Below are 25,626 nucleotides of genomic sequence, written 5' to 3'. Positions count from 1 at the left end.
AAGCAAATAGAACTTTGCTAAAGTAAGCCTTGTTTTTTTTTGCGTATAATTACAGAGGCTAGACTACCAGCCGACATTCAGCAGGTGTTTTTTGAAAATCAGCATTTATCGAAAAAACGTTATGAATAAAGCATTTTGGGCATTTTCTGTTTTTTTGAGACTCATGGTAAGACCATCTAATTAATAATACTTTCAATAAAAATCTCACTATTGAGAATAGGTTTTTTAAAACCCTGATTCTTGCGTTGTAAATATTTTTTTGCCCAGATCACCTGCTGAATGTATAACAGATCGATCGCATCTTCCCAACAGAAATGGATAGTAAATTAAAGATCAAAGCCCCTAACACTTATTAGATAAGTATTAGAGGCTTCAGAAGTAATTCAGCGAATTAGTTCAAACTTCGGAATCTAGTGAGCAGCAACGAGATCGGGTGCTTTGACTTGGGCTAAAAGCTCATCAAGGTTTGTACCTTCAATTACTTCAGCTTCGAGTAACTTCTCAGAGATAGTCTCCAATAATCCGAGGTTCAGTTTGAGAATTGCCAAGGCTCTCTCATGGGCAGACTCGACGATATCCTTGATTTCGTTGTCGATCGCTTCGGCAGTCGCAGGGCTGACAGCACGGCTTGCGCTCTGACCACCTAAAAAGTCACCTTTGCTTTGTTGATAGGCAAGAGGGCCTAATACCTTGCTCATGCCATAGCTCGTCACCATTTGTGCAGCAAGATCGGTTGCCCGTTGCAGATCGTTCGATGCACCCGTAGTGATACTTCCAAAGATCAACTCTTCTGCCGATCGCCCGCCTAACAGGGTAGCAATTTGGGCTTCGAGTTCTTCCTTGCTGAGTAAAAAGCGATCTTCCGTAGGTAACTGAAGGGTGTACCCTAAAGCTGCCATACCACGGGGCACGATCGAGATTTTTTCTACCTTGCCACTACCTGAGGCAAGCGCACCCACAAGGGCGTGACCGACTTCATGATAGGCAACAATCTTCTTCTCTTTGTCGTTAAGAACGCGACTCTTTTTCTCTAGACCAGCCACCACACGCTCGATCGCTTCGGCAAAGTCTTCGGTTTTCACCGTATCGCGGCCAGCACGGGCGGCAAGCAGTGTGGCTTCATTTACCAAGTTGGCGAGGTCAGCCCCAGCAAACCCAGAAGTACGGGTAGCGATCGCTTTCAGATCTGTACTGGGGTCTAAAACCACCTTCGCCGCATGAATCTTGAGGATGGCTTCACGACCAGATTTATCGGGGCGATCGACCAACACTTGGCGATCGAAGCGACCTGGACGTAATAGAGCCGCGTCAAGTACTTCAGGACGGTTGGTTGCGGCAAGCACAATTACGGTCGTACCATCTACACCAAAACCATCCATTTCCGTCAGGAGCTGGTTAAGGGTTTGTTCGCGTTCGTCGTTGCCACCGTAAAAGCCACCGCTAGAGCGAGATTTACCGATCGCATCGAGTTCGTCAATAAACACAATACAAGGCGACTGTTTTTTCGCTTGGTCAAACAAGTCTCTCACGCGAGAGGAACCGACACCAACGAATAGTTCGATAAATTCAGAGCCAGAGATGCTAAAGAATGGAACGCCTGCCTCGCCTGCCACTGCCTTTGCCATCAGGGTTTTACCAGTTCCAGGAGGGCCTACGAGCAAAACGCCCTTGGGAATTTTTGCCCCAATGCGCGTATATTTTTCAGGGGTTTTGAGGAACTCTACAATTTCAACCAGTTCTGCCTTTGCTTCATCGACACCTGCTACATCAGCAAACAAAACTTTAGGAGAATCTCCTTCTACATAAACCTTGGCTTTGCTCTTACCAATTTGCAAACCGCCAGGAGCACCGCCGCCGCGATTAAATAGTTGAAAAATCCCCACAAAGATTAAGGGGGGAATCACCCAACTGAGTAGCGTTCCAAACCAACCACTTTTTTGGACGGGTGCTGCGGCAAACTCAACCGCATTTTGCTCTAACAACTCAGGCAATTTCAAGTCAAAAATCGGTGTTGTGGCAAGCACATCACCAGCGACCTCAGGGGTTTTGCCCTTGAGTTGATAGGTAATCAAATCTTGACCGATATAAACTTTAGAAATTTCATGTCCTTCGACCTGATTGATAAAAAAGCTATAGGGAACTCGCGGAATCTGAGGACCAAATAGGTTAGGCAAAAAGATATTGATCATCAATAGGCCTGCACCAACCAGCAACATGATGTTGCCAATCAGCCGAGCGCGCGATCGCTTTGGGTCTTCTTGTTTAACTGCCATAGGTTTATGTATCGTTTTGTTAAGTGAGTACTATTATTAAGTATTTAGATGCGTTGTCATAGACGGTCAAGCGTAGGGATACCCGCCCAATTAAATTTGCTCCAATTTGCTTTTTTTGCAAGATATTTCTGACGGCTAGTATGATTTTGAAGGGGTTATGCTACCAAAATCAATGGATCGCTTGCCCTAGATAATCGTTACAAAAATTGCAACTGAGATAACGAATATCAATATCGATGCCATTCTTTTGAATAAGCGCTCAGCAAAGTAGTTATGCTGAATGAATGACTCAGTTACCTAGTTGAATTATCTCAACTAAACATAAATTGAGCGTGTAGATTATTTTTGTGCTTGTACATACGTCTAGTTTAGTGCCAAAATTTTGTATTTGTTACATTGAGTGAGGATCATGAAAGCTTTAAAGTCATTTTCTCTGGCAGCAGTATCTACATTGCTCGCAATGGTTCCCACCACTGCCTATGCCCAACAAGCTCCCGGTATGAACTGGAGCTGGCAATCTACAAACCTATCTCAGCGGCAATGCATGATTAGAGCCGAAGATGCCATGCGTAATGGTGGCTTTTCGCGAAACTTTTCTGCTGTTGGTGAGTCAACCTTTGGAGTTAGGGGTGCTTATCGGGGTGCAATTCGTTGTATTACCTCGAAAGGACTTGTGGTGTTTATGGTTTCAGGTCCCTCTAGTGACACGTCTGGTGACTATCGCCAAGGACTGGAAGATAATTTCTAACTTGCAGATCGGAGAATGCTGCATGTAAGGGCAATTCATGAATTGCCCTTACATATGAATCTGATTGCTATATTGCCTATAAATTGGGCACACAAAAGGGACAAGATACGTCTATTTAAGTGTCAAAAACTTGTATTTGTTACATTGAGTGAGGATCATGAAAGCTTTAAAGTCATTTTCTCTGGCAGCAGTATCTACATTGATCGCAATGGTTCCCACCACTGCTTATGCCCAACAAGCTCCCGGTATGAACTGGAGTTGGCAATCTACAAACCTATCTCAGCGGCAATGCATGATTAGAGCCGAAGATGCCATGCGTAATGGTGGCTTTTCGCGAAACTTTTCTGCTGTTGGTGAGTCAACTTTCGGAGTTAGGGGTGCTTATCGGGGTGCGATTCGCTGTATTACGTCACAAGGACTTGTGGTGTTTATGGTTTCAGGTCCTTCCAGTGACACGTCTGGCGAGTATCGCCAAAGACTAGAAGATAATTTTTAATCTCTAAAACTTTGTTTTCTATGGAATGTCTTAGTACAGTCATAGTCCTATCCTAGTGAGGACTATCACGAAGAATAGCAAACAAAAAGACCGTTCTCATGGGACGGTCTTTTTGTTTGTGTTTAGGATGCAGGAATAACGCGATCGCCTCCTACTATTAGCAAGTAAGAGGCATCAAGGCTATTTGATAAACAGCATTTCTTGATAGGTGGGCAATGGCCACAGATCGTCTGCTACTTCACCTTCAAGGGCATCGGCATACTTCCGCACGCCATCCATTAAAGGACGAATCGTATGGGCAGCGTACTGCATATGTTCTTCTGGTGTGGCAAAATCGTGTTTGCCCAGAGCTTCGGTTAATTTGGTGACGGAGTCCGTCATCGACTTGAGCAGTGTCGATACTTTTTCAGCACTTTCTACTTCAAACGCAATGCCAACTTCTTTTAAACAAGCGATCGCATTTGCCAAGTCAGTCAGGTATTTCACTGCCGCAGGGTAAATCAGGGTTTTTGCCATACTGATTACGAGTTTCGCTTCTACCTCAATGGAAAGAAGGTACTGTTCGGCATAGACTTCAAAACGACTGGAGAGCTCCACTGGAGAAAGCACACCAGTCTTTTGGAACAGATCTTCAATGTATCCTTCTTTCAAGACAGGTAGGGCATCTGCAGTGGTTCGCAAATTGGCTAAGCCACGCTCTTCTACTGCCATTTTGTGCCATTCTTCTGAGTAGCCATTGCCACCAAATACAACAGCACCATGCTCGTCCATCACTTCTTTAAGTACAGTGAGAATGGCAACGTTGAGTTCAGTTCCCTTAGCGAGGTCGCTCTCTAGTCGATTGCCAATCCAATCTAAAGAATCTGCCAAGATGGTATTCATGGCAACCAATGGGCCAGAAACTGATTGACCAGAACCGACAGCACGGAACTCAAAACGGTTCCCAGTAAAAGCAAAGGGTGATGTGCGATTGCGATCGCCGGGGTCTTTCGGGAAAATAGGTAAAGTATCGACACCGAGGTTCATAATTCCTTTATGTTTGGAACCCTTAACATCGCCCTTGCTAATTTGCTCGAACACATCTTCTAGTTGAGAACCCAGATAGACAGAGATAATCGCAGGTGGCGCTTCATTGGCTCCTAGTCTGTGGTCGTTACTGGCGGTGGCAACGACAGCACGCAGGAGGGGCCCATATTTATGCACGCCACGAATTACCGCACCGCAAAAGACCAAAAATTGGGCATTGGAGTGGGGGTCGTCACCGGGATCTAACAGGTTGCCTTGGGTAGCATTACCCACCGACCAGTTGACATGTTTCCCAGAGCCATTAATGCCAGCAAAGGGCTTTTCGTGCAGCAGACAGATAAAGCCATGTTTTTTAGCCGTATGACGCAGGATCGTCATCGTGAGTTGTTGGTGGTCGGAGGCTACGTTGGCAGCTTCAAAAAATGGTGCAAGCTCGAACTGTCCGGGAGCAACTTCGTTATGTCTGGTTTTGGCAGGAATTCCCAGTCTGTACATGCGCTCTTCCACGTCTTGCATGAAAACTTGAACGCGCTCTGGAATTGCACCAAAATAGTGATCGTCAAATTGCTGCCCCTTGGCGGCGGGCTTACCAAATAGGGTTCTGCCTGCCAACAATAGATCGGGACGGCTATTGGCAAAATTGGCATCGATCAGAAAGTATTCTTGCTCGGCTCCACAACTGGAGTTCACAGGAGCGACATTAGTATGTCCTAACAGCTTTAATACCTTGGTGGCAGCTTTATTCATCGCTGCGATCGAGCGTAAAAGCGGTGTTTTCTTATCGAGAGCTTCTCCTGTCCAAGAGATAAAGACGGTGGGAATGCATAGGGTGATGCCGTTATCCGTTTCCATTACATAGGCTGGACTCGTGACATCCCAAGCTGTATAGCCTCTGGCTTCAAAGGTAGAACGAATGCCACCATTGGGGAAAGACGATCCATCTGGTTCGCCCTGTACCAAGACTTTCCCAGCAAATTCAGAAATCACCGAGCCATCTCCCTGTACCGAGATAAACCCGTCATGCTTTTCAGCAGTAGCGTTGGTGAGTGGGTAAAATACGTGAGAGTAGTACAACGCCCCTTTGGCGATCGCCCAGTCTTTCATAGCGATCGCCACCACATCCGCTACAGTGGCATCCAACTTATCACCCGTTTGAATTGTTTTCTTTACAGATTTAAACACCTCTTTGGGAAGACAGGATTGCATCTTACTCAGACTAAATACATCCGTAGCCCACATTTCTTCCAATCGTTTGGGAGCTTTAGGGGGGATGGGCTCTCGATTGGTGATTTGATAAATAGCTTGGAGCCGCGACTCATTCCCACTCATAATTAATTATTTCCTCGTAAAGACTGGCAGAAAAATATGCCAAGGTTTTCAAATCTTTGTCATCCTACTTTCCCCTTGAAATCGCAATCGTATGGATATATACAACATCTGCACCTTAGGTGAGGAATAGCTGACAAAACTGGCAGTAATTTCAAGCCTTCATTGAAGTGGCGATCGCTACGAACATGGTTACTAACCGAATATATCGCATCCTGAAGAATAGCCAGAAAGTCTACACCTTCTACTGCATGGTTAATTCCCCTGAGATCGCCCTTAGACCGATTAGGCTGGCATCAGATATTTTGTCTACTGGCAGTTGTCTAAACAAGCATGACCAAAACGACTTCTCCTTCAGGTACATAGGTCTGGTTAACTTTCAAAACAGCCAAAGCATTGGTGCCTGTAACGCTAATTAAGTTGCCCGAACTGTAATTCTCGACGGGTTGAAAGATGGCTCGACCCGCATCCTGCGTTAAGTGCCCCCAAAGATAGGTTTCTCTCCTGCCTTGGGCATGTAGGTCTTTAGTAGTCTGCGCGAGGATAAATTGGGGATACCAACTGGAAGCATCGCTGCCGCCTAGTTTCGCGATCGCACCCCGAATAAATCGCCAAAAACTCACCATTGCCGAGACAGGATTTCCTGGAACGCCAAAATAAAGTTGAGGATGCTTTGTGTCAGAAGCAGTTAGAGAAGAATCCAGACAAGAAGAGAAAGTTGCAACCGTCAGTGGCTTCCCCGGTTTAATCCCCACAGATTGAACATGTATCTCGGCTTCCATTTCTGCCAAAATGCGCTCGATATAATCGTAGTCACCTACAGATACCCCACCCGAAGAAATAATGAGATCTGCGGAAGCGATCGCGGTTTCAATGGCTGACCTTAAGGATTCTTGGCGATCGGGAACTGCTCCCATTAGCAAAGGAATTCCCCCTGATTGCGTTACTAGTGCTGCCAATGCGTATTGATTGGAATCGACAATCTCACCTAACTTAAGCGGTTCCCTACTCGCTAGACTAACTAACTCATTGCCTGTAGAAAAAATTGCCACCTTAGGCAGACGATAAACCGATACAGTCTGACAACGAGCCGCTGCTAAAGCCCCTATATCTGTGGCAGTGAGTTTTGTTCCCTTGGTTAAAAGCGTCGCGCCCGATCGGTAGAATTCCCCTTGATGTCGCACATATTCGCCTTTCGCAATTGGTGCTTTTAACTGGAGATACTCCCCAATAACCTCCACATCTTCTTGCATCACTACTGTGTCTGCTCCCTCTGGCAGCATTCCACCAGTAAAGATGCGAATGCATTCTCCCTTTGCCAATGGCTGTGCTATGGTTGCCCCCGCAGGAATGTCTTGGGAAGCGATCGCGAGTTTTCCAACTTCCTCTAAATCGGTATGGCGAAAGGCATAGCCATCCATTGCTGAGTTATCCCAATGGGGAAAGTCAAGTTCGCTTTTAATATCTTCTGCCAAAATTCGCCCTAAGGCTTGGATGAGTTCGATCTGTTCGCGATTGGTCTCCGCATCAAAGGGCTGGATGAGATTTAAAATCGTAGATTCGGCACTAGAGACAGAATGCATAATTCGGTAGGTTGCGGCTTAGGATGTCAAATCATTACATATTCAAGATCCAGACTCAATAACCGCACGATTAATTCATTACTGCAAAATTTAGGCGTCAACTTGACTAGGGCGCACACCGATGAGGTGGATGCTAAACAGTACCACTATCAACAGATCGATTGCGATCGCAATGCCCACATGTCCGAGATATTGCCTGCCATGGGTAAGTACTAGACCAATGAAGATCAATTTGCTGACCACAGCGACGGTCAGAATCAGAGTACGGCTTGAAGAGTTGTACGCACCGTAGATCAGCATCGCTCCCACGAGGGTAATCAACGCACCCCAATTGCGAACGACGATCTCGGCGAGTGAACCCTCTAGCGTCTGTCCAAACATGGATTGCAGAGCTGCCTGTGGCGCGATCGCAGCATAGACCATCGTGCAAGTGATCGCACCAGATAGAAGCATAATCCACTTGATCTTAGCGGCAATCCAATTCATATTTCCCTCTGGGGTTTGCGGTGTTATGTGCGTTCGCGCCCAGTCACTCTATCACGCCGTGATACCCCTATTCGCGAATGGATTATCGATGATGCATTGCCACAAGCGATCGCAGGATTCTTCGTTGCGTTCTAAGACCCCTCGCTTCGATTCAACAATGAATCCCTTTTGATTGTCATCAGGTTTGCTTACATCCCAAACCAATCAAAGTTGTCTTTTTTGACCTAATTTTGGTATTTCTGAAATTCTCAAACGAGATTTAATTGCCAGAGGTACAATTTTTGAGAATTTTGAAGACGATTCCCAAACAAATATTAGCAAGTAAAGTTTATGCAACAGTTGTTAAATTTGGCAAAGTTTCTCAGAGAATAGTAGTAGTTATTGGAAAAGGAGGCTATTTGCTGATGGACTCCGCACAAAAGCTAGAACAACACAGGCTATGGTTACGCACAGCGGGTAAAAATGGTCAACGTTTTACGGCAAAAGCCGCTAACCTCAGTGCAACCGACTTTAGTTTAGCCGACCTGAGTTTAGCTGACCTCAGTGACACCGATCTCAGTGCAGCCGATCTCTTTAAAGCTAACCTAAGCGAAGCCAGCCTCAATAATGCCAACCTCAGTAAAGCCAATCTTTGTGAAGCTGACCTGAGTTTAGCCGACCTGAGTAAAGCGAATCTTAAGGGAGCCAACCTAATGAGAGCTAATCTGATGAGAGCCGACCTCAGAGACGCGAACCTGATGGGTGATAATCTGATGAGAGCCGATCTGAGAGAAGACAACCTCTATCGAGCCAACCTCAGTGGAGCCAATCTCAGTAAAGCCAACCTCAGTGGCGCTAACTTCAGTGGAGCCGATCTGAGTGATGCTAACCTCAGTGGTGCGATCGTAAAAAATTCAATTTTTCGCTCCAATTTAGGTATCTCTAAAGTTCTAAAGCAAGATTTAATTACCAGAGGTGCAATCTTCGAGGATGTTGGTTTTGGTTAATTGAGTATTTTGGGCACTTTAGATTGGTATATTGAAGTGACCCTTGTTAATTTATACGATTATCAAAAACTTGGTAATTAGCAAAAATTAGAGCATAGTTGAAAGACGTGGCAGACCTAAAAAAACCTTTTCAAGTTCAATTTGAAAATCCACCAGTTGTGGAGGTAGCTTGTGGCGTTGTTTTTAAAGTCGCCTGCTGATTTTATAGCCATGGGAGTCTGTGCCGCAGGTGTGCAGCAAGCCGTGATGCTCGACTAGGGCATAAATCTGCTCTGTTTGCTTGGGGCTAGGTCGCCAAGGATCGTTGTTGTCATAACCATAGAAAGTCTCTACGGCATCAATCCCCAGGGCAGCGGCGGCTGGAATGAGTTCCTCAGGTGTGCGGCGATAGCGAGCAGGGTGCGCCAAAACCGCTAAGCCCCCAGCACGATGAAGTGCTTGAATTACATTAATGGCTTGGTAATCGATGCCAGCGGTGGTGTGACTTTGCAGGTATGGTTGCATCACAGTATGGTTGGGATCGAAGTTGTAGCCTAGAATATGCACCTCAGTAAACAAAAGGCTGGCATTAACTTCTACCCCCGTCCACAGATGTGGCAGCGCGACGCCTGAATGTTCATTTACTTCGGTATGGTTTTTGAGAAACCTTTGCGCAACATGATAGCCAGCAATGGAGTGGTGATCGGTGATGGCTAGATGGGTTAGTTGCAGCGCGATCGCTTGTTCAATCAGATCTTCTGGCTGCATCTTGCCGTCAGAATGAACCGTGTGTAAGTGAAAATTAAGCGAATTTGGACAGCTATATAGATCGACGGACGCAAAAATCTGTCTCAATCCTTGCGTAGACATGGACTTTAGTTGTGGCTGAGTGTGAGCTACCATAAAATATCTCTACAGTTGCCAATTGTTAATCTATCTTAACCCCCTTAACCCTAATTTTACCCAAATTCTTCTTGATAATTGCTTACCAAGTTCCCACCCACAACACGCTAAGGATTCTGCTCTAAGGAAATAAGGGAATTAGGTGCAAGCTAGATTTTTTTATAATTGGCTGAATCCTCCATTATAACTGACAGGTTCGTCGCTGGCGATCGGCGTTTAAATCTAGCCACGAATAGGCAAAATGGCTCAAGCAACTCAGTTGGGGATAGGCTTGGTGTACCGCCGCGATCTGCTGTTCGATCGCGAGGCGATCGGGACTACTTTGCCCCCAATAGCCCATCAAAATCGGGCAGATTGTTTGGCTACCCGTAGCTTTTTCCATGACTAGCGTAATTTCATCAATAATGCAGGAAGCATTGCCGCAGGCGGCATAACTCATGGGTGCCCATTCCACCACATTTGTGAATGCAAACCAAGGTTGCAAGCGCGGATCGACACCATTGCCATAGGTAAGGTGTGCCTTGGGGAAAAATACGGCACCAGTGGAAATGCCCGCCTCACGCGCAGGTTGACTCACGTAGTTTAGAAACTCCACCACACCCTTACGACCGTGAGCGAGTACTAGTTGCCAGAGTTGCCGATCTAGATCCCCAGCACTCGTAACGGGTTGCATTTGGGGTGGCAGTTTCCATAGAGGGACGTTAGCAGGAATTTTGAGATTGCCGACGCTGCCATTTTTTAAGTAGGCAATCATCGCCTCTTGTCCCTGACCGCTGAGGGCTAGCTCAAACAGTTTTTGCAGCGAAGTATCCCCATAGATCATCAGGTCGCGCACGTTATTCACCACCGAGCCACTGCGTTGCGGATAGCGAATGTAGTCAAACACCATGCCATCGGGTTGCCGCCGTGCTAAAGCTCTAACTAAGGTGCGGAGATCTTCGCGGGCTTGAGTATTGTAAGGATCGACAAATACATGAGATACCCTCGCCTCCTCTGGTATGCTGCGCGGATCTTGCAGATTACTTTCACCAAAGCCATTGCGCGCGATCGCACTCTGGCGATCGGATCTGGCAGCATAGCTAGGTCCAAAATTCATGGCAAACAGCCAAGCATAGACAGTAATGCCGCGACGGTGCGCCCCCACAATCACCTTTGCGAATAGATCGGCGTTACTTGCTTGACGACCTACCACTGAGGGCCAAACCGTAGGGTTATCGCCAAATGGCAGTAAGACGCGTCCGTCGTAAAAAACATTCAAATAAATGCGGTTGTAGCCAAAATTAACGACATTATCTAAAACCTGATCTAGTTGCCGAGCTTGCAGATCGCAGGGATAGACGCGCATCCATACCGCCTGCGTGTGGAGCCAACTTTGCTGACGACATTGTCTTAACTGGTTGGCATGGGCAGTTACTATTTTCTCGTAGTCCTCAGCAGCTTGGCGATCGCCGAGTTGGGCTGCTTGCAATAAATTTGCCTTGAGGACAATCTGCTGTGGGTCAATACGACAAAAGGTCTCAGCATGAACCTCACTGGCTAAAACACTCGTTAAATAGAGAAAGCCACTACTAGCTAACCCAGTGATTCCTAAGGAGGCACTACAAGCTACTACAGCACGAACGAAACGGGTCACAAGGAAAGGCAATCTTTTCGTTACTTTAGTCATTACTAGCGTCATTACAGAGATATTTGGGCTTTCGTCGAGTTTTGCAAGGCTGAATTTTAAGCGTCTATAAATTAGATATCAAGAGCGATGCAAGTATTGAACCATCTATATGAGCTTCAAAGGACAAAGTATTAATCAAGACATATCTTCTTCAAAATGTTTTAAGATTATGACTAAGCAACTCAATACGACTACAAAAAAACTTTAGGAGATATCTCATATGGCTCTTATACCCATGCGGCAGATGCTCGATCATGCAGCTGAGAATGGATATGGTATCGCTGCATATAATGTCAACAACATGGAGCAGGTTAAGGCAATTATGCAAGCTGCGGCAGAAACCGACAGCCCTGTAATTTTGCAAGCCTCCCGTGGAGCGCGTAGCTATGCAGGTGATATTTTCTTGAGACACCTGATCTTAGCTGCGGTCGAAACCTATCCTGACATTCCTGTTGCCATGCACCAAGATCACGGCAATAGCGCAGCAACTTGCTACTCGGCAGTAAGTAATGGGTTTACGAGCGTAATGATGGACGGCTCACTCGAAGCAGATGCCAAAACTCCTGCGAGCTATGAATACAACGTAGCTGTAACCAGTGAAGTTGTTAAGGTTGCCCATGCTATCGGCGTCAGCGTTGAAGGTGAACTCGGTTGCCTAGGCTCTCTCGAAACAGGTATGGGTGAAGCTGAAGATGGCCACGGTTTCGAAGGCAAACTCGACCATTCTCAACTTTTGACCGATCCAGCCCAAGCTGTTGACTTTGTCGAAAAAACCCAAGTTGATGCGCTAGCCGTAGCGATCGGTACTAGCCATGGTGCTTACAAATTTACCCGCAAGCCCACAGGCGAAATCTTGGCAATGGATCGCATTGCTGAAATTCACCGTCGTTTGCCTAACACCCACTTGGTCATGCATGGTTCTTCCTCAGTTCCTGAAGATCTGCTGCAACTGATCAACCAATATGGTGGTGCAATTCGCGAAACCTACGGTGTACCTGTTGAAGAAATTCAACGCGGTATCAAGAGCGGTGTTCGTAAGATCAATATCGACACTGACCTACGTTTGGCAATCACAGGTGCTGTACGTGAAGCTCTAGCAGCAAATCCTGCTGAATTCGATCCTCGCCACTTCCTCAAGCCATCGATCAAATACGCTCAAAAGGTATGTAGCGATCGCTATATCTCTTTTGGTAGCGCTGGTCACGGCAGCAAGATCAAGCCTGCAACATTGGCTATCTACGCCACGAAGTATGCTAAAGGCGAATTGAATCAAGTCACCCGCGAAGTTGCCAATGCATAGATTTCTCGGATTCAGATAGTAGTTGATTCCATCGAATTGACTACTTAAACCTGCCGTAGAGATATACAATTTGAGGAAGATTAGAGGGAAATCAATAGGTCTCTAATCTTCCTTTTTGTTTTTGTCGGTTCTACGATCAGCCCGCTATCGGAGCAATCTATGGTTTCAAAGACAAGTTCAGAGTACAAATCATTGCTTCAACGCGCGATCACCATTGCCGCAAAAGCCCATGAGGGACAAGTGGATAAGGCAGGCAAGCCCTATCTCGATCATCCCTTGTTTGTAATGGATAAGGTGAATTCTTTAGAGGAGAAAATCGTAGCGGTTCTGCATGATGCGATCGAAGATTCTGAGCTTACATTTGAGAATCTCAGAAGTGAAGGATTGCCTGAGATTCTCATAGAAGCGATCGCGGCGATTACCAAAATACAAGGCGAAGCCTATGAAACTTACTTAGAACGCGTGATTGCGAACCCGATCGCCTTGCGGGTCAAGATTGCCGATGTCACCCATAACCTCGATATCGGGCGCATTGCCCATCCGACTGCAGTGGATTTTCAACGCATTGAGAAGTATAAAAAAGTTTTAAGCAAACTTCGCGCGGCGTTACAGTAATTTGCGATCGATGGTTCTTCCCTTTAAACCCATAAAGACCCTTTGCCTATATAGGCAAAGGGTCTTTATGGATGTACCAATTGAGATGACTAAGACTATTATGCGTTTGCAGCCAAATGCTCGCTTAAGGGGCGAATGCTTACAATTGTGCCGCCAGCACGAGTAATGCTCTGCATTTGCTCGTTCATGCGGTTGTAAGGCACGTTCACGAAAACACTTCCGCTGTTACGAATTTGAAAGTTATTGTTTTCTGTTTGTTGATTTTGACGCAATCCTGTCACTTCGTAGACAAAGATACGATTATCTGCGGTAGAGGTAGAGCTTATCATAAATACAGATCTTCCAAGTATCAAGTAAAAAAGTTAAAAATGCTGAGATCTCTTACGAGTTCTTAGCAATTAGCAATACCGATCGCCAAGAACTCGTAAGAGGTTTTTATTAGGCAATGGTTACACTTGCAACTTTGCCACCTAGTTTCTTAATCTGCTGGAGCGTAGGTGTTAATTGCTCGTAAGGAACAATAAACTCTTTGTTGCTACGACGTACTTTAGGATATCTGGGCAGAGAAATTCCTGACACTTCAATCCGATAGAGACGATCGGTGGAACCCGCAGAGGTACGACCAAAGACATGGTTAGGCATGACACCTTGTTTAGAGGGACGGTAAGCCCATCCTTCACTGCCACCAGAAGCACCGACGATCGCAGAGGCACTATTTTGGGCAAGCTCAGCCGCTAGGCGAGAACTGCTTCCTTCAACTTGCGAGCGATCGCTGTTGGCATAGCCGCGATAGAGGCGAAATATCCGAGAAAAGGCAGTACCAGTTTGACCGACTTGGTACTCAAAGGCGCGATAGTAAGGCACAATCGCATCGCCAAAGTTTGCTTCGTATTCAGCAGAGTCGATATAGGAATCGATGTCTGCATCAAAGCCCTCATTTTGATAGCGATCTAGATGCTCAATTACTTCAGCTTCACCATTGGGCGCACGTCCCAATAGGTGCTTGAAGTTTAATTCGATGACACGAGTTTGGAAATTTGGATAGAGAAATTTGGTTTTGTACAAGTCTGACTTGGCAACAGCACGGACAAAATCACGCACGGTGATTTGACCATTCTTCAGCAAAGACTCAGGACCGACCAAACGCTCCACTGCCATGATATAGTCATTTCCCAATACATGCCGATAAACCGCATTAATCACGACTTGGGCATCCTCAGGCGTCCAGTTTGGACGGAGTTCAGTTGGGCTGCTATTGCTAAAAGCACTAGTTCCCAGGCGGGAAGCAGCATTTGTAATCACCACAGGCTATTCTCCTTTCTTATTTAAACTTAACTCAGGACAAACTCGAAGCGCTACTTGAGAAACTTCTTTGCCCTGAGTTAAGTGATTGAAATTCTCAATGGTTCGGTGCAGAAGGTGCTAAGCAGGAGAAACCTGCGTAATGCGACTGCCGCGTTGGGTTAACCTTTGCATTGTAGGTGTGAGTTGGTCGTAAGGAACCAAACACTCACTTACACTACGACGAATTTGAGTAGTCCGTCCACGATCGGCTTGAGTAAATTGCACCCGATAAATTTGGCCGCGATCACCGCCGGTTGCACCAGCTAGACCCTTACCAAAGCTTGGAGTGCGAATTGCGTTCGCTGAATTATGAGCGAGATCGCTGGTCAGCCAAGTCGATTTGTTTTTGCCTTGAGCGCGATCGCTATTAGCATAACCACGATAAAGCTGAAACATGCGGTTGAAACTCACGGTTTTTTGACCGCGTAGAGTCTCAAATCCTCGGAAATAGGGAACAGTCGCTTCGCCAAAGTTTTCTTGATATTCTAGTGAATCAAAGTAGGAATTTATCTCTGCTTCGTATCCTTTTTCAATATAGAGATTGACGTGATAGCTAATCTCCGCTTCATCAATAGGAGCGCGACCCAAAAGATGTTTATAATTTAATTCAATAAATCGAACTTGGGGAGTTGAAGAAAAAAACTTTGTCCGATAAAGTTCTGATTGAGCTAAGGCTCTTACAAAACCTTGAACGGTGATTATACCCCTAGTCAGCTGAGACTCAGCGCTGATTAAGCGTTCTGACTTCATAATATGGTCGTTGCCGAAAACCTGCCGATAGGCAGCAGCAATAACACTCTTAACATCAGAATCACTCCAACCTGCACGCAGTTCAACTGGAGATGCACTGGCAAACGGCTCAAATCCCAACTGTACAGCTGACATTGAACTTGTCATATCTAAGCTCCTTAATAGTTGAAAGGAAACAATATGCCCAGAACTCTAGAGCATTGCAGATGAATCGAAATCCTCTATTAAGAAGTCGAACACCAACAAGATTCTATTGTTCTGGGCGAGAAGTAACCCTTAGCTTAGGGCGTTGATAGCATAGTCGATGTAGGAGTTAGCTTCCAAACCTGCATCTCCAGAGATACCATGACCAGCTTTAACTGACTTCAGAGCTTCTACATACCAGCTAGGAGACAATTCAAAGGTAGCGTTGATTTCAGCTAGACCGCTGATGAGGTAGTCATCCATAGGACCTGTGCTGCCAGCAATTAGGCAGTAGGAGATCATGCGGATGTAGTAGCCGATGTCACGAGCGCACTTTGCTTTACCGCGAGGGGTAGAAGCATAGTTGTCACCAGACATAGAAGTGGTGTAAGGGAATTTTGAGTAAACTGCGTTTGCAGCTGCATCAGCTAGGCTTTGTGCCTTGCTGCTCAAAACTTTGGCAGCGTCAAGGGCAGCGGAAGCCGTGCGGAGGCGACCATAAGCGGTTTGCATTTCGGTTGTGCTGAGAAAGCGTCCTTGAGAATCTGCTGCTGATACCGCTTCGGTTAAAGTGGTTTTCATACCCTAATTGTCCTCTTAATTGTAAAAATAAAAAGTAGTGAATTTTTAAATGCAGTGAATTGCAAGCAATTCAGGAAATTGACTTCAGTTTGAGTCAACTAATGATTAGCCGACAGCTGCTGCTGCGCGATCGAAGTAACCAGCTACTTCAGCCATCAAGGAGCTGCAGTCGCCACGGGTGATGCCGTTGGTGTCGTTAGCAATAGCGATTGCTGCGTCTTTCATTTTGGCAACGCCTGCTGCTACTGAACCACCAGGTACGCCCAATGCACTGTAGGTTTCGCGCAAACCGTTGAGGCAACGATCGTCAAGAACGCTGGAGTCTCCAGTGAAGATTGCATAGGTAACATAGCGAAGAACGATTTCCATGTCACGCAAGCAAGCTGCCATACGACGATGGGTGTAAGCGTTACCACCTGGTGCGATCAACTGAGGCTGTTCGTCGAACAAAGAACGAGCTGCATTAGCAACAATTGCCGATGAGTTAGCGGTAATGCGGTTTACTGTGTCCATGCGCTTGTTGCCATCTGCAACCATTGCTTTCAACGCATCGATTTGAGCATCGCTAACAAAAGCACCACGAGTATCTGCCTGAGCAACCACTTTAGTAAAAGCGTCTAGCATTAATAAATCTCCTGTTTTGACATGAATTAAGAAGGGATTCCAAGCCGAGCTGTTGATTTGGATATTGAGCTAAGAGATTTAGCGAACGATGCAGGCGACCATTTGCGAATTTCTTCACACTGGGAAAGAACTAATTAGCTTAGCTCTAACATTGCCTGATGGTTCAGCACAACCAATTACAAAGCTCGATAAATTAATATAAAAATTATTAATGTTAAATATCCATCACAAATAGATTTCAAAGACTCATTAGATGTTTCATCTAAGTAACCTAAGTAACCTAACCCTTGACTGTCAAAAGTTTTGGGTTCAGTGGCTTCTGGATTAATGCTGATTAAAGCAAGCTATTTGTGCAAACTTTGTGCAAATTTAAACACTTCCTCGATTTAAATAATTAAATAATATTAAGAAGAGCCTCTACCTTTTATGTATCAATCGATTCAGATATTTTTGAATTGATTTGTTTTGTTAACGTATCTTCGCATTTGGTTTCACTTCTTAACATTTCAGGGGTCGCTCCTTGACTTGATTGAGAAGAAATACCTAGATACTGCCAAGTCTCAATGTTTTAGCAGGCTTTAACGCTTAATTTCTCAAAGAAAGGGTTTGACAATGAGCATCAGCCAAACCACACTGTCTAACTCTCTAGGCAACATAGTCAAAGAGCATGGTAGTCATGTAACGTTCAGCCCATTCCGCACCAAATGACTTTTCTAAAACTCGTCGTGTCTTATCGTTCTTTTGCTGCTTTTGGCAATAATACCGTTGTCCTGTAAGGACTCCATCGATTTCAAGTTGTGCGGTCAAAGGTGTTGTAGCGATCGCAAGTTGACAATGCAAGGTTAAAAAGTCCCGCACGCGCGATAAAAATATTTTTTCTTCTTCTTCTCCGACTGGACGCACAAACAGACAGAATTCTGAAAAGATATCACCCCACTCGGGTAAGTCACGCGGTTGGGAGAAGGTTGCTGTTGGCAAACTTGACAGGGCATCATGGTAACTTTGAGGTAAAGTGCGATCGGAATGAATGGGGGATAGATCGGCGATCGCGGCACTGATGCCAGCTTTTCCGCCCACTAGATCCGCTCCAAAAATTGGAATCGCATATTCAGGATTAGGGAACATGACACAGTGCAAAATATCTAATCCATTCCCAACTTTTGCAAGTTCTAAATGAAGTTTGCGAAACTGCGGTGTCTGATAGCAATGATTTTCAATCACCAATCGTTCTCCTTCTAGGAAACCCTCAATGTATCCTAAATCACTAGGAACTTGGTAGGGAGATAACTCTAGGTATTCCCGCCACACATCTTCAATACAATTGGCTAAATGATGAATCAGAGGATATTGTTGTTCGCGCAGTGAAGATTGCATAGATGGAGCCATGCGTTTTTATCCCATTAATTTTAAAGACAGCATTGTTACTTTACACTGACTTATGGTCTATTCAAAATCTGTGAGATCGGGAAATAAAGTAAAAATATAGTTGAAAATACAAGACTACTCTGCCCAAGCACTCACACGCTGAAGACGATTGAGAATTCGATTTGCAAGGTCTTTCCCCACAACAGGTTTGCATAAATAGTCATCAGCACCAGCGCTGAAGGCGAGGTTCTGCGTATTTGCGTCCGTCATGACACTCAGAAATAAAACAGGTAAGCGCCGCCAAGTTAAATTGCTTCTTAGCGCTTGGCAAAGTTCAATTCCGTTGATATGAGGCATATTTATATCCAACACCAGTACATCAGGCGACATTGCTTGTATCACGGGCCAAAATTCCAGCGGATCCGCCAAGGTTGTCACGCTAAATCCCCAAGGTTCAAGTAGTTGCGGTAGCGATCGCAGGTATTCAATATCATCATCTACAATCATGACCTTGGTTCCCATGTTTACCCGATCGCCTACTGGAGATGATATCGAGGGAGGCATAGAAGCGATCGCTGCGGCAGGCGCACGATAAATCGAGTTGGTGTTTTGAATAGCCTGTTCTAAAGCAATGAGTAGAGCTGACAGCATTTCTACTCGTTGCACAGGCATGGGTAGCTGACTCCCTAGCAAACCTTCTAATTGATGCGCTAGTTGCATTCCTAGAGTCAACCCCAATGTACCCAAGGTTCCTGCTAATTTGTGCGCAGTTTGTTGCGCCTGTGTTTGTAGTTGTTGGGTACATATACCAGACTGTAACGCTTGCAGAACATGCAATAATGTTCCCAATTGCTCTAGACATTGAGCCTTGCTAGTATTCCAAAGCTGATTTAGGAATGTCAAATATTTTGCCTGTTGCTCTGAAGAGCGATCGCCTATAATTCCCGTAACTTCAGCTAGAGAATCGAGCGGTTCTATCTCCGAAGATGTCATCACCTCCGACTGTTCTTCCCCTTGTGGTTCCTGCGCTTTTAGGCAATAGCCGCGACCATGTACAGTGGTAATAAAATCGGATGGAGCGCCCACTGAGACTAATTTTTGTCGTAACCGTCGAATATGAGATCGCACGGTTGCCTCAGATGGAAATTCATCTGAGGACCATAGGCGATCGAGAATCTCATCCGCACTGAGCAAATGCTGACTATCTCGCATCATGAGGTCTAATAATTCATACTCTTTATTCGTAAGCGTGAGGGGTTGGCTATTATAGGAAACTTCACAGGTTCCGGGATTGAGGAGCAACTCGCCCCATGTGAGTAGAGGAAAAGAATTTACTTGGCTCCGACGTAGTAATGCCCGAATGCGAGCGATCAGTTCTGGCGCATCAAACGGCTTGACTACATAGTCATCAGCACCTGCATCTAGTCCATTTACCTTAGCCGTGCAGGAATTTTGAGCTGTAAGTAAAAGAATGGGTGTTGTATATCCTTCTGCCCGAAAACGCTGGCATAAGCGAATACCATCTAACTTAGGTAACATGATGTCCAGTAGTATGAGGTCGTACTCAAACGTTGACCCATAGATCCAACCCGCTTCACCGTCTTTGACAACATCGACAATATAATGCTGTGTCGTTAGATTCTTTGTTAATATGGCGATTAATGCCTCATCGTCTTCTACTAGTAATATCTTCATGGTTATAACGACCAGTCGAGCAGTTTGACAATGCGATCGGGCAGATCGAGGGAATTAAAGGGCTTGGTAATTACACCGCTAACGCCCAAATCACTAAACTTTTGCTGGTCAGAAGTTTGGGCTTTAGCAGTTAAAAAAACCACAGGAATCTTTGCGGTTTCGGGATATGAATGAAGTGCATGAAAGGTAGCGATGCCATCCATATCTGGCATGATCGCATCCAATAAGATTGCATCGGGTCTCTCTGTACGAGCAGTTTGGATGCCTTCGGAGCCCGAACTAGCTGTCAGCACTTCCCAATCTGTCATCATTTGGATACCAAATTGCACGACAATTTGAATGCTTTCTTCGTCATCCACAATCAAAATTCGTTTGGTTGGCATAGTTTTTCAACTTTTAGTGGTGAATTATGCATTCAATAATGGCAGGGTAAAGAAGAAAGAACTGCCTTTGCCTAGATTGCTTTCTACCCAAATTCTACCCCCATGGCGTTCGATAATTTTACGGCAGATCGCAAGACCTAAACCTGTCCCCCCCTTTCGTCTTGATTCCGATAAGTCCACCTGTTGAAATCGTTCAAAGACAATTTCGAGCTTATCTGATGGAATTCCATGACCTCGATCGCAAATACAGAATAGAACTTCTCGATCGATCTCTCCATCTTTTTTGTCCTCTTTACACTCAATGTTTAACCAAACCGTACCCCCATGGAATGAAAATTTGATTGCATTACTAAGGAGATTGATCAACACTTGGATAATGGAATCGGAGTCAACCAAAATTTGAATATCTACGGGTTTTACTGCCAGAACAACCCCATATTGTTGTGCCATGGGTTGCATCATCTCAACTGCGTGAATCATTAAGGTGGAGGCATTACAGGCTTGTTTTTCCATCTTGAAGTCTTCTGACTTAATTCGCTGTAAATCGAGAAGATTATGCACCAAACGAACTAACCGTTCTGCGTTCTTATTGGCTATTTCCAGCATTTGTCGCCCTTCTATAGTTCCCAATTGCCCTGTGTCTAAGAGCTTTAGAGTGCTCTGTAAAGAGGTTAAGGGATTTCGTAATTCATGACTGAGTTCAGCGATAAATTCGTCACTTCTTAGAAGTGATTCTTCCGATCGCATCCGAGCGCTAATTTCCCGTTCAAGGCTGCGGTTTACTTCCTGCAAATTGACTTTATGAGCTTCCAGAGTCTCTTCTAGATGTTCTAATAGCTGAGCCTGAGCCAGTGCAATACTAATTTGATAGGCTAGCTGTTGCATCAGTTCTAATTCAAAATCTACCCACTGGTGCGAGCGATCGCAACGATGAGCGATCAAAAATCCCCATAATGGATTTTGAGAATGGGATTGGTTTTGTTGGCAAAAATTTTGGTTTTGCCAAATCGGCACAATCAGTTGGGCTTTGATATTGTATCGATCGCAAAATTCGACGACGCAAGCGGGCAGACCCTCATTTGTGGCACGAACGTCAGCGATCGCTCGCACATGTCCCCCAGCATAAAGTTGCCGATCTTCTACTGGGAATAGTTCTTTAGGAAACTCTAGATCTAAGAGCGCAGGATAATTGGACAAAACAGCTTCACAAATTACTTTACCCGTTCCCTTAGGCAAAACTTGATAGAGCGATACCCGCTCTGCGCGTAAAATATGTTGTGCTCCCGTCACTGTCGCTTGCAAAATCTCCTGAAACGGCAACGATTGTTGAATCTTAAGCGTGACCTCGGCAATCAAATTAAACCGTTGCTGTTGTAGCCATAAAATGTCTTCCACCCGAGCCGAATTTGTTGAATCAGGCTTTTGATTGCGTTTCTGAGATGTTTGGCTTGAGACCTTACGGTTAGACATTGCAGCGCTCGCTTTAGGTTCGGTTATCTTCATCTTAGAAGGTGAGCAGAATAATGTGTAGCGACTTGTGCTGCTATGTCTACACATCCTTGGATCGGTCAGGACTATTGATAATGAGACTTGATATAATTGTTACAAATATACTGGGTTAAAGTTGATATTGTTCGTAATAATTTTTCGCCAGATCTCTTCTAAATATTTAGACGTTCGGGAAGTTCACTAATGCCAGCAAAATTACAAGTAAAACCTGAAGATTGTTCTCCATTGGGGCAATTTGTTCTTCAATACTTAGAAGAACAGGGGATTAGCATGAATCGTCTGGCTGACTTGTCAGGGGTCCCCCAGCCTCGTCTGCGAGGAGCTTGCTTTAAGGGAACCTGTCCTACCCCCGAAACCCTAAGAAAACTGGCTAGAGTCATGGGTAAACGGCACTTGGAACTTTATACATTAGCTTACCAAGGCAGAATTGACCATCTTCCACAAGATACGACTGACAGCTCGCTGGATCTCTTGATGCAGGATCTACTTGAAACTGCCCAAGAGTTAGGATTAAAAGCACCTAAAGTCCGTCCCTCTCGCGCCACGATCTGTAGAGCGTTACTGGAATTGGGATTTTGGGAAGAGAAAGATGAAGATGTGAGACAAACTAAGCTTTAATACCAAACCGATCTCCGCTACGTAATCTCCACATTTTGATTCCCTAACTAACGTGAATTCGGGATAAAGAATATGAAACGGAAATATAGGGCATACAAGCGTTCTGGGCAGCACGGGGGCGCTGCCCCTACAATTGGTGTAGGGGCGATGGATGGTGTGTGCTCGCCCCGATTTATTGGATGAATAGGATTTATTTGTGAGAATTTAGCATTTATAGGTTCCATAGCCTTAGATAAAGGGTTTGGGATTTTCTTATCCCGAACTGAGGTTTAAGTAGTAGGGCAGCACCTATTAAAAAAGCATAAGGATAAGAAGTTTATCTTACCCTTATGCTTTTTCTACTCTTAGACTAGATAGAAGCTATCTAACTAGTTCGTAGGATTACCGACGAGGAAGTGATTTCTCGATATCGATGTTTAGGGATGAGATGCGTTGAGCTTGTCCTCCGCGTGGACTAATGCTCTGTGCCATATCAAGGAAGGCAGAAGGATTGCCTGCGGTAAAGGTCTTAGCAGGATTGTAGCTGCGTACAGTAGACTGCCAAACAAATTGAGGGAAGCCAAACTTAGCACGATAGTAGGCATCATAGCGAGGAGACTTAATATCAAAGGGTCTCTCACCAATTGTCTGACTGGGCAGAATTCTACGACGATGGTAAGGAACCGTATCGTAGCCAAAGTTACTTAGGTACTCTTCGCTGTTGAGTAGATCGTCTACAAAACCTGCGAGACCTTTGGTCATGACTACAGCAGACCAAGCGATTTTTTCGCGCTCGCCATAGACATCGCGTCCCAATACCTTTTGCACGGTGTGCTCGACAAAGCGGTAGTTGCTGTTGAGATCGTAGAAGCTGGTCTTGTAGGTGTTAGAAAGCAACAATCCACGGATAAAATCGCGTACAGTGATTTGACCGCCACGGAGTTGGGACTCAAGAACGGGCTCGCGATCTGTGGCGAAAGCATGGAAGAAAATTTGGCGATAGGCTACATTGATCAATGTACCCATGTCAGAAGGGGAAAGAATGTTATCTGTTGAATAGATCCTAGGACTTTCATCGGTAGGAACATCAAAATTCTTAACTCTTTGGTTTGGAGAAAGAGGGGCGTATTCTAAAAGAGGAATTGTCACAGCTACGAAATCTCCCTTTGCTTGTAAAAAATCTTAAAAAGTTATTTTTGATTTTATAGGAATGAGGGTGTCATTATTCGATCTAGTTTGATAAAGATTACATAACTTAATCAATATGTGTAGTTTCATGTACACCCAACTTTATCAAACTACACATCGCTTAGGTTCTGCAATCTTACGCATTACTGGTCTTTTGAGCGATCGCCTCAGCCAACCCTCGATAACGGCGCGGATCGCCCTCAGCCAACATAAACCGCTCCTGTTGCTTGCGATCGCACAGTTTTTCTAGAATATTTTGCCAGTCTTGTGCCGATAGGGGTGAGGGACAATCCTCTATTTTTACTTCTGGCTTTGCTTGGAGATGCTGCTGCGCCATCCAAACGCGCGCGCGCACGGCTAAACTCGCATCACGATCGGCCATTTGCTCAAATTGAGCCTGAATTTGCGATCGCCACTCAGGGTGCGTTGTTGCAATAGCTTGAGCCAATGCCTGCAATCCTACAACGGCTGAATAGCGTACAACCCATTCTTCATCCTGTTGAGCGACGAACAGTAAAGCATCCAGAGCTTCTGCCTGAGCCATTTCTAACAGATGATCTGGAAACCAGTACCACTTCATCGTACCTAGTCCTCTGGTCGCAGCTCGCCGAGCGCTCAGCGCAAAGTCAGCTGTTGCCACGCCCAACAAGGTCACCAGCCCTCTAGGGTCACCAATTCCTGCCAGTGCTCGAATTGCCCAAGCTCTGGCAGTGTAGTTATGCATATCTAGTAGATCTAGCAACTCTGGAACCGAAGACTCACCTAGTTGAATGAGACCATCGACCGCTGCCACCGCTGCGCCTGGATTGTTATAACTAAGGACAGCAATCAAGGTCGGAATGGCTGCATTTAGATGTGCCGCTGCCAAGTTTTGCACTGCTTCTACCAAAAGTTTAGAAGAATCTGCTTCTTCTACTGCCCGAATCAAATGGTCAATGCGATCGGTCATGGGAGGAATCAATAAATTCTAACTTCTACATTTTCACTCTTTTTGCTACAACAATTCATCCATGAGTGTCATGACTTGGATTGCCCCTTGGGACAAATTGGGCGGGGTAGCGTACTGTATTTGTTTTTCCAATACCCCCTTGAGCGAAATCAGCTTAAGGCTATTTTCTGCCAAAGTTCTTGAGATCGCTTCCGCAGCAGGCAAATAGCCAATCGCACCTAGATCTGCTAAAACGGCACGGCGTAGTTGCAAGTCATTGTGGTAAAGAGCTTGCACCAAGCGATCGCCATACTGATTAGCAATTTGGTCATCCGCTGAAAGCTGGTACATGGCTCGTGCAGCAGCATTCTGAATTCGGGGAATTGCATGATCTAAAAACGTGAGAACGCAGGGGATAGCATCGATCGCCCCTAAAGAGCCCAATGCTTCCAAAATTGCATCAAAAGGCTGAGTCAGATGAGGAGGTTCGTTGGCTGGAAGCGTTCCCGAAACTTGGTTATTTAGTAACTCAATTAATCTGGGAATAGCGGTTGGATCTCCTAACGCCTCTAAAGCCTGTGCAGCAGCTTCCCGCACGTAAAAATCAGAGCACTCTAGCGAACGGATCAATGCGGGGACGGCTCGACGATCGCCTAATTTGCCCAAAGCCCTTGCGGCATTGCGTCGGAGAGGATAACCACCCGCATCCGTGCGATCGTCTTCATCTTCTAATGCGGCGATCAATACATCAATAACCTCTGTAGCATCCGCGCGAAATCGACCTAACCACCAAGCGGCATAGACGCGCAATCCCAGATCTTTTCCCTGAAGATTGGCGATCGCCTGCTCGACGGTCAATTGGTTGTCGTTGGGAATGCCAGATTCATTGTCCATAGAGCAAATCTATCGATTGGAAACAATCATCTATCATCCCATATTCTCAAAACAATCCCCAGAGGTTTAAACAATGGCTAACTATTAGTCAGCTATTGGATAGTTTGCTCTAGATCGCCTAGGTCATTTGCATTAGCCGCAATTATATTGTCGTACAATCGAGTAGAACTTTTTAGTAACGAATCATGCCTAGCTGC

24 protein-coding genes are annotated in these 25,626 nt (G+C 45.3%); 6 read left to right on the top strand and 18 right to left on the bottom strand.

What is annotated here, in order from left to right; genetic code table 11:
- Positions 1–410 precede the first annotated feature (410 nt).
- The gene (gene ftsH / locus ACP2WE_RS05350) at positions 411–2,273 is read right to left on the bottom strand and encodes an ATP-dependent zinc metalloprotease FtsH (protein WP_425214557.1); all 1,863 of its coding nucleotides are present in this window, start codon (positions 2,271–2,273) and stop codon (positions 411–413) included.
- Between the two features lie 409 nt (positions 2,274–2,682).
- On the opposite strand from ftsH, the gene ACP2WE_RS05345 reads away from it, so the two are divergent.
- Both ACP2WE_RS05345 and ACP2WE_RS05340 read left to right on the top strand, forming a co-directional pair.
- On the top strand, positions 2,683–3,021 hold the full coding sequence (locus tag ACP2WE_RS05345) for a hypothetical protein (RefSeq protein WP_425214556.1): 339 nt from the start codon (positions 2,683–2,685) through the stop codon (positions 3,019–3,021).
- A 157-nt stretch (positions 3,022–3,178) separates the two neighbouring features.
- On the top strand, positions 3,179–3,517 hold the full coding sequence (locus tag ACP2WE_RS05340) for a hypothetical protein (protein WP_425214555.1): 339 nt from the start codon (positions 3,179–3,181) through the stop codon (positions 3,515–3,517).
- A gap of 180 nt (positions 3,518–3,697) precedes the next feature.
- On the opposite strand, the gene ACP2WE_RS05335 is transcribed toward ACP2WE_RS05340, so the two are convergent.
- The 3 genes from ACP2WE_RS05335 to ACP2WE_RS05325 all read right to left on the bottom strand — a co-directional run bounded on the left by ACP2WE_RS05335 (position 3,698) and on the right by ACP2WE_RS05325 (position 7,938).
- The gene (locus tag ACP2WE_RS05335) at positions 3,698–5,872 is read right to left on the bottom strand and encodes a glutamine synthetase III family protein (protein WP_425214554.1); all 2,175 of its coding nucleotides are present in this window, start codon (positions 5,870–5,872) and stop codon (positions 3,698–3,700) included.
- Between the two features lie 320 nt (positions 5,873–6,192).
- A complete protein-coding gene (locus ACP2WE_RS05330) occupies positions 6,193–7,452 on the bottom strand; it encodes a molybdopterin molybdotransferase MoeA (RefSeq protein WP_425214553.1) in 1,260 nt (419 codons plus the stop codon).
- A 90-nt stretch (positions 7,453–7,542) separates the two neighbouring features.
- Positions 7,543–7,938 (bottom strand): hypothetical protein, encoded by a 396-nt coding sequence (locus ACP2WE_RS05325; protein WP_425214552.1) that lies wholly within the window; start codon positions 7,936–7,938, stop codon positions 7,543–7,545.
- A gap of 404 nt (positions 7,939–8,342) precedes the next feature.
- Between ACP2WE_RS05325 and ACP2WE_RS05320 the strand changes: the two genes are divergently transcribed.
- Entirely contained in the window at positions 8,343–8,924 is a 582-nt protein-coding gene (locus ACP2WE_RS05320; RefSeq protein WP_425214551.1) for a pentapeptide repeat-containing protein, read from the top strand.
- A 183-nt stretch (positions 8,925–9,107) separates the two neighbouring features.
- On the opposite strand, the gene ACP2WE_RS05315 is transcribed toward ACP2WE_RS05320, so the two are convergent.
- Together ACP2WE_RS05315 and ACP2WE_RS05310 are read right to left on the bottom strand one after the other, a co-directional pair.
- Positions 9,108–9,806, bottom strand: a complete 699-nt coding sequence (locus ACP2WE_RS05315) for a PHP domain-containing protein (protein ID WP_425214550.1) — start codon at positions 9,804–9,806, stop codon at positions 9,108–9,110.
- Positions 9,807–9,987: 181 nt separating this feature from the next.
- Complete coding sequence (locus ACP2WE_RS05310; protein ID WP_425214549.1) at positions 9,988–11,472, bottom strand: glycoside hydrolase family protein; 1,485 nt, start codon at positions 11,470–11,472, stop codon at positions 9,988–9,990.
- Between the two features lie 220 nt (positions 11,473–11,692).
- Between ACP2WE_RS05310 and fba the strand changes: the two genes are divergently transcribed.
- The gene (fba, locus tag ACP2WE_RS05305) at positions 11,693–12,772 is read left to right on the top strand and encodes a class II fructose-bisphosphate aldolase (RefSeq protein WP_425214548.1); all 1,080 of its coding nucleotides are present in this window, start codon (positions 11,693–11,695) and stop codon (positions 12,770–12,772) included.
- A gap of 159 nt (positions 12,773–12,931) precedes the next feature.
- Complete coding sequence (locus ACP2WE_RS05300) at positions 12,932–13,387, top strand: GTP pyrophosphokinase (RefSeq protein ID WP_425214547.1); 456 nt, start codon at positions 12,932–12,934, stop codon at positions 13,385–13,387.
- Between the two features lie 98 nt (positions 13,388–13,485).
- Here ACP2WE_RS05300 and cpcD read toward each other — a convergent pair whose 3' ends face one another.
- From cpcD to ACP2WE_RS05255, 9 genes are all read right to left on the bottom strand, one after another.
- Positions 13,486–13,737, bottom strand: coding sequence for a rod-capping linker protein CpcD (gene cpcD, locus ACP2WE_RS05295; protein ID WP_503473941.1), 252 nt, complete (start codon positions 13,735–13,737; stop codon positions 13,486–13,488).
- Between the two features lie 88 nt (positions 13,738–13,825).
- Complete coding sequence (locus ACP2WE_RS05290) at positions 13,826–14,692, bottom strand: phycobilisome rod-core linker polypeptide (RefSeq protein WP_425214546.1); 867 nt, start codon at positions 14,690–14,692, stop codon at positions 13,826–13,828.
- 117 nt (positions 14,693–14,809) lie between these two features.
- Positions 14,810–15,628, bottom strand: coding sequence for a phycobilisome rod-core linker polypeptide (locus ACP2WE_RS05285; RefSeq protein ID WP_425214545.1), 819 nt, complete (start codon positions 15,626–15,628; stop codon positions 14,810–14,812).
- 129 nt (positions 15,629–15,757) lie between these two features.
- Positions 15,758–16,246, bottom strand: a complete 489-nt coding sequence (locus ACP2WE_RS05280; protein WP_425214544.1) for a bilin-binding protein — start codon at positions 16,244–16,246, stop codon at positions 15,758–15,760.
- Positions 16,247–16,351: 105 nt separating this feature from the next.
- Entirely contained in the window at positions 16,352–16,870 is a 519-nt protein-coding gene (gene cpcB, locus ACP2WE_RS05275) for a C-phycocyanin subunit beta (protein WP_425214543.1), read from the bottom strand.
- Positions 16,871–17,515: 645 nt separating this feature from the next.
- The gene (locus tag ACP2WE_RS05270) at positions 17,516–18,256 is read right to left on the bottom strand and encodes a phycocyanobilin:ferredoxin oxidoreductase (RefSeq protein WP_425214542.1); all 741 of its coding nucleotides are present in this window, start codon (positions 18,254–18,256) and stop codon (positions 17,516–17,518) included.
- A gap of 114 nt (positions 18,257–18,370) precedes the next feature.
- Positions 18,371–19,930, bottom strand: coding sequence for a response regulator (locus ACP2WE_RS05265; protein WP_425214541.1), 1,560 nt, complete (start codon positions 19,928–19,930; stop codon positions 18,371–18,373).
- 2 nt (positions 19,931–19,932) lie between these two features.
- Positions 19,933–20,313 carry a response regulator gene (locus ACP2WE_RS05260; protein WP_425214540.1) on the bottom strand — a complete coding sequence of 127 codons (381 nt, stop codon included), beginning with the start codon at positions 20,311–20,313 and terminating at the stop codon, positions 19,933–19,935.
- 24 nt (positions 20,314–20,337) lie between these two features.
- On the bottom strand, positions 20,338–21,783 hold the full coding sequence (locus ACP2WE_RS05255; RefSeq protein ID WP_425214539.1) for an ATP-binding protein: 1,446 nt from the start codon (positions 21,781–21,783) through the stop codon (positions 20,338–20,340).
- A gap of 222 nt (positions 21,784–22,005) precedes the next feature.
- Between ACP2WE_RS05255 and ACP2WE_RS05250 the strand changes: the two genes are divergently transcribed.
- Positions 22,006–22,440, top strand: coding sequence for a helix-turn-helix domain-containing protein (locus ACP2WE_RS05250; protein WP_425214538.1), 435 nt, complete (start codon positions 22,006–22,008; stop codon positions 22,438–22,440).
- A 381-nt stretch (positions 22,441–22,821) separates the two neighbouring features.
- Here ACP2WE_RS05250 and ACP2WE_RS05245 read toward each other — a convergent pair whose 3' ends face one another.
- From ACP2WE_RS05245 to cpcE, 3 genes are all read right to left on the bottom strand, one after another.
- Entirely contained in the window at positions 22,822–23,568 is a 747-nt protein-coding gene (locus ACP2WE_RS05245) for a phycobilisome rod-core linker polypeptide (RefSeq protein ID WP_425214537.1), read from the bottom strand.
- A 175-nt stretch (positions 23,569–23,743) separates the two neighbouring features.
- Entirely contained in the window at positions 23,744–24,556 is an 813-nt protein-coding gene (gene cpcF / locus ACP2WE_RS05240; RefSeq protein ID WP_425214536.1) for a C-phycocyanin alpha-cysteine-84 phycocyanobilin lyase subunit CpcF, read from the bottom strand.
- 45 nt (positions 24,557–24,601) lie between these two features.
- The gene (cpcE, locus tag ACP2WE_RS05235; protein WP_425214535.1) at positions 24,602–25,429 is read right to left on the bottom strand and encodes a C-phycocyanin alpha-cysteine-84 phycocyanobilin lyase subunit CpcE; all 828 of its coding nucleotides are present in this window, start codon (positions 25,427–25,429) and stop codon (positions 24,602–24,604) included.
- Positions 25,430–25,626 lie beyond the last annotated feature (197 nt).

It is taken from the genome of Tumidithrix helvetica PCC 7403 (assembly GCF_965232925.1).
GTDB lineage: Bacteria > Cyanobacteriota > Cyanobacteriia > Pseudanabaenales > Pseudanabaenaceae > Tumidithrix > Tumidithrix helvetica.
This window is presented reverse-complemented; position numbering and strand designations above follow the sequence as displayed.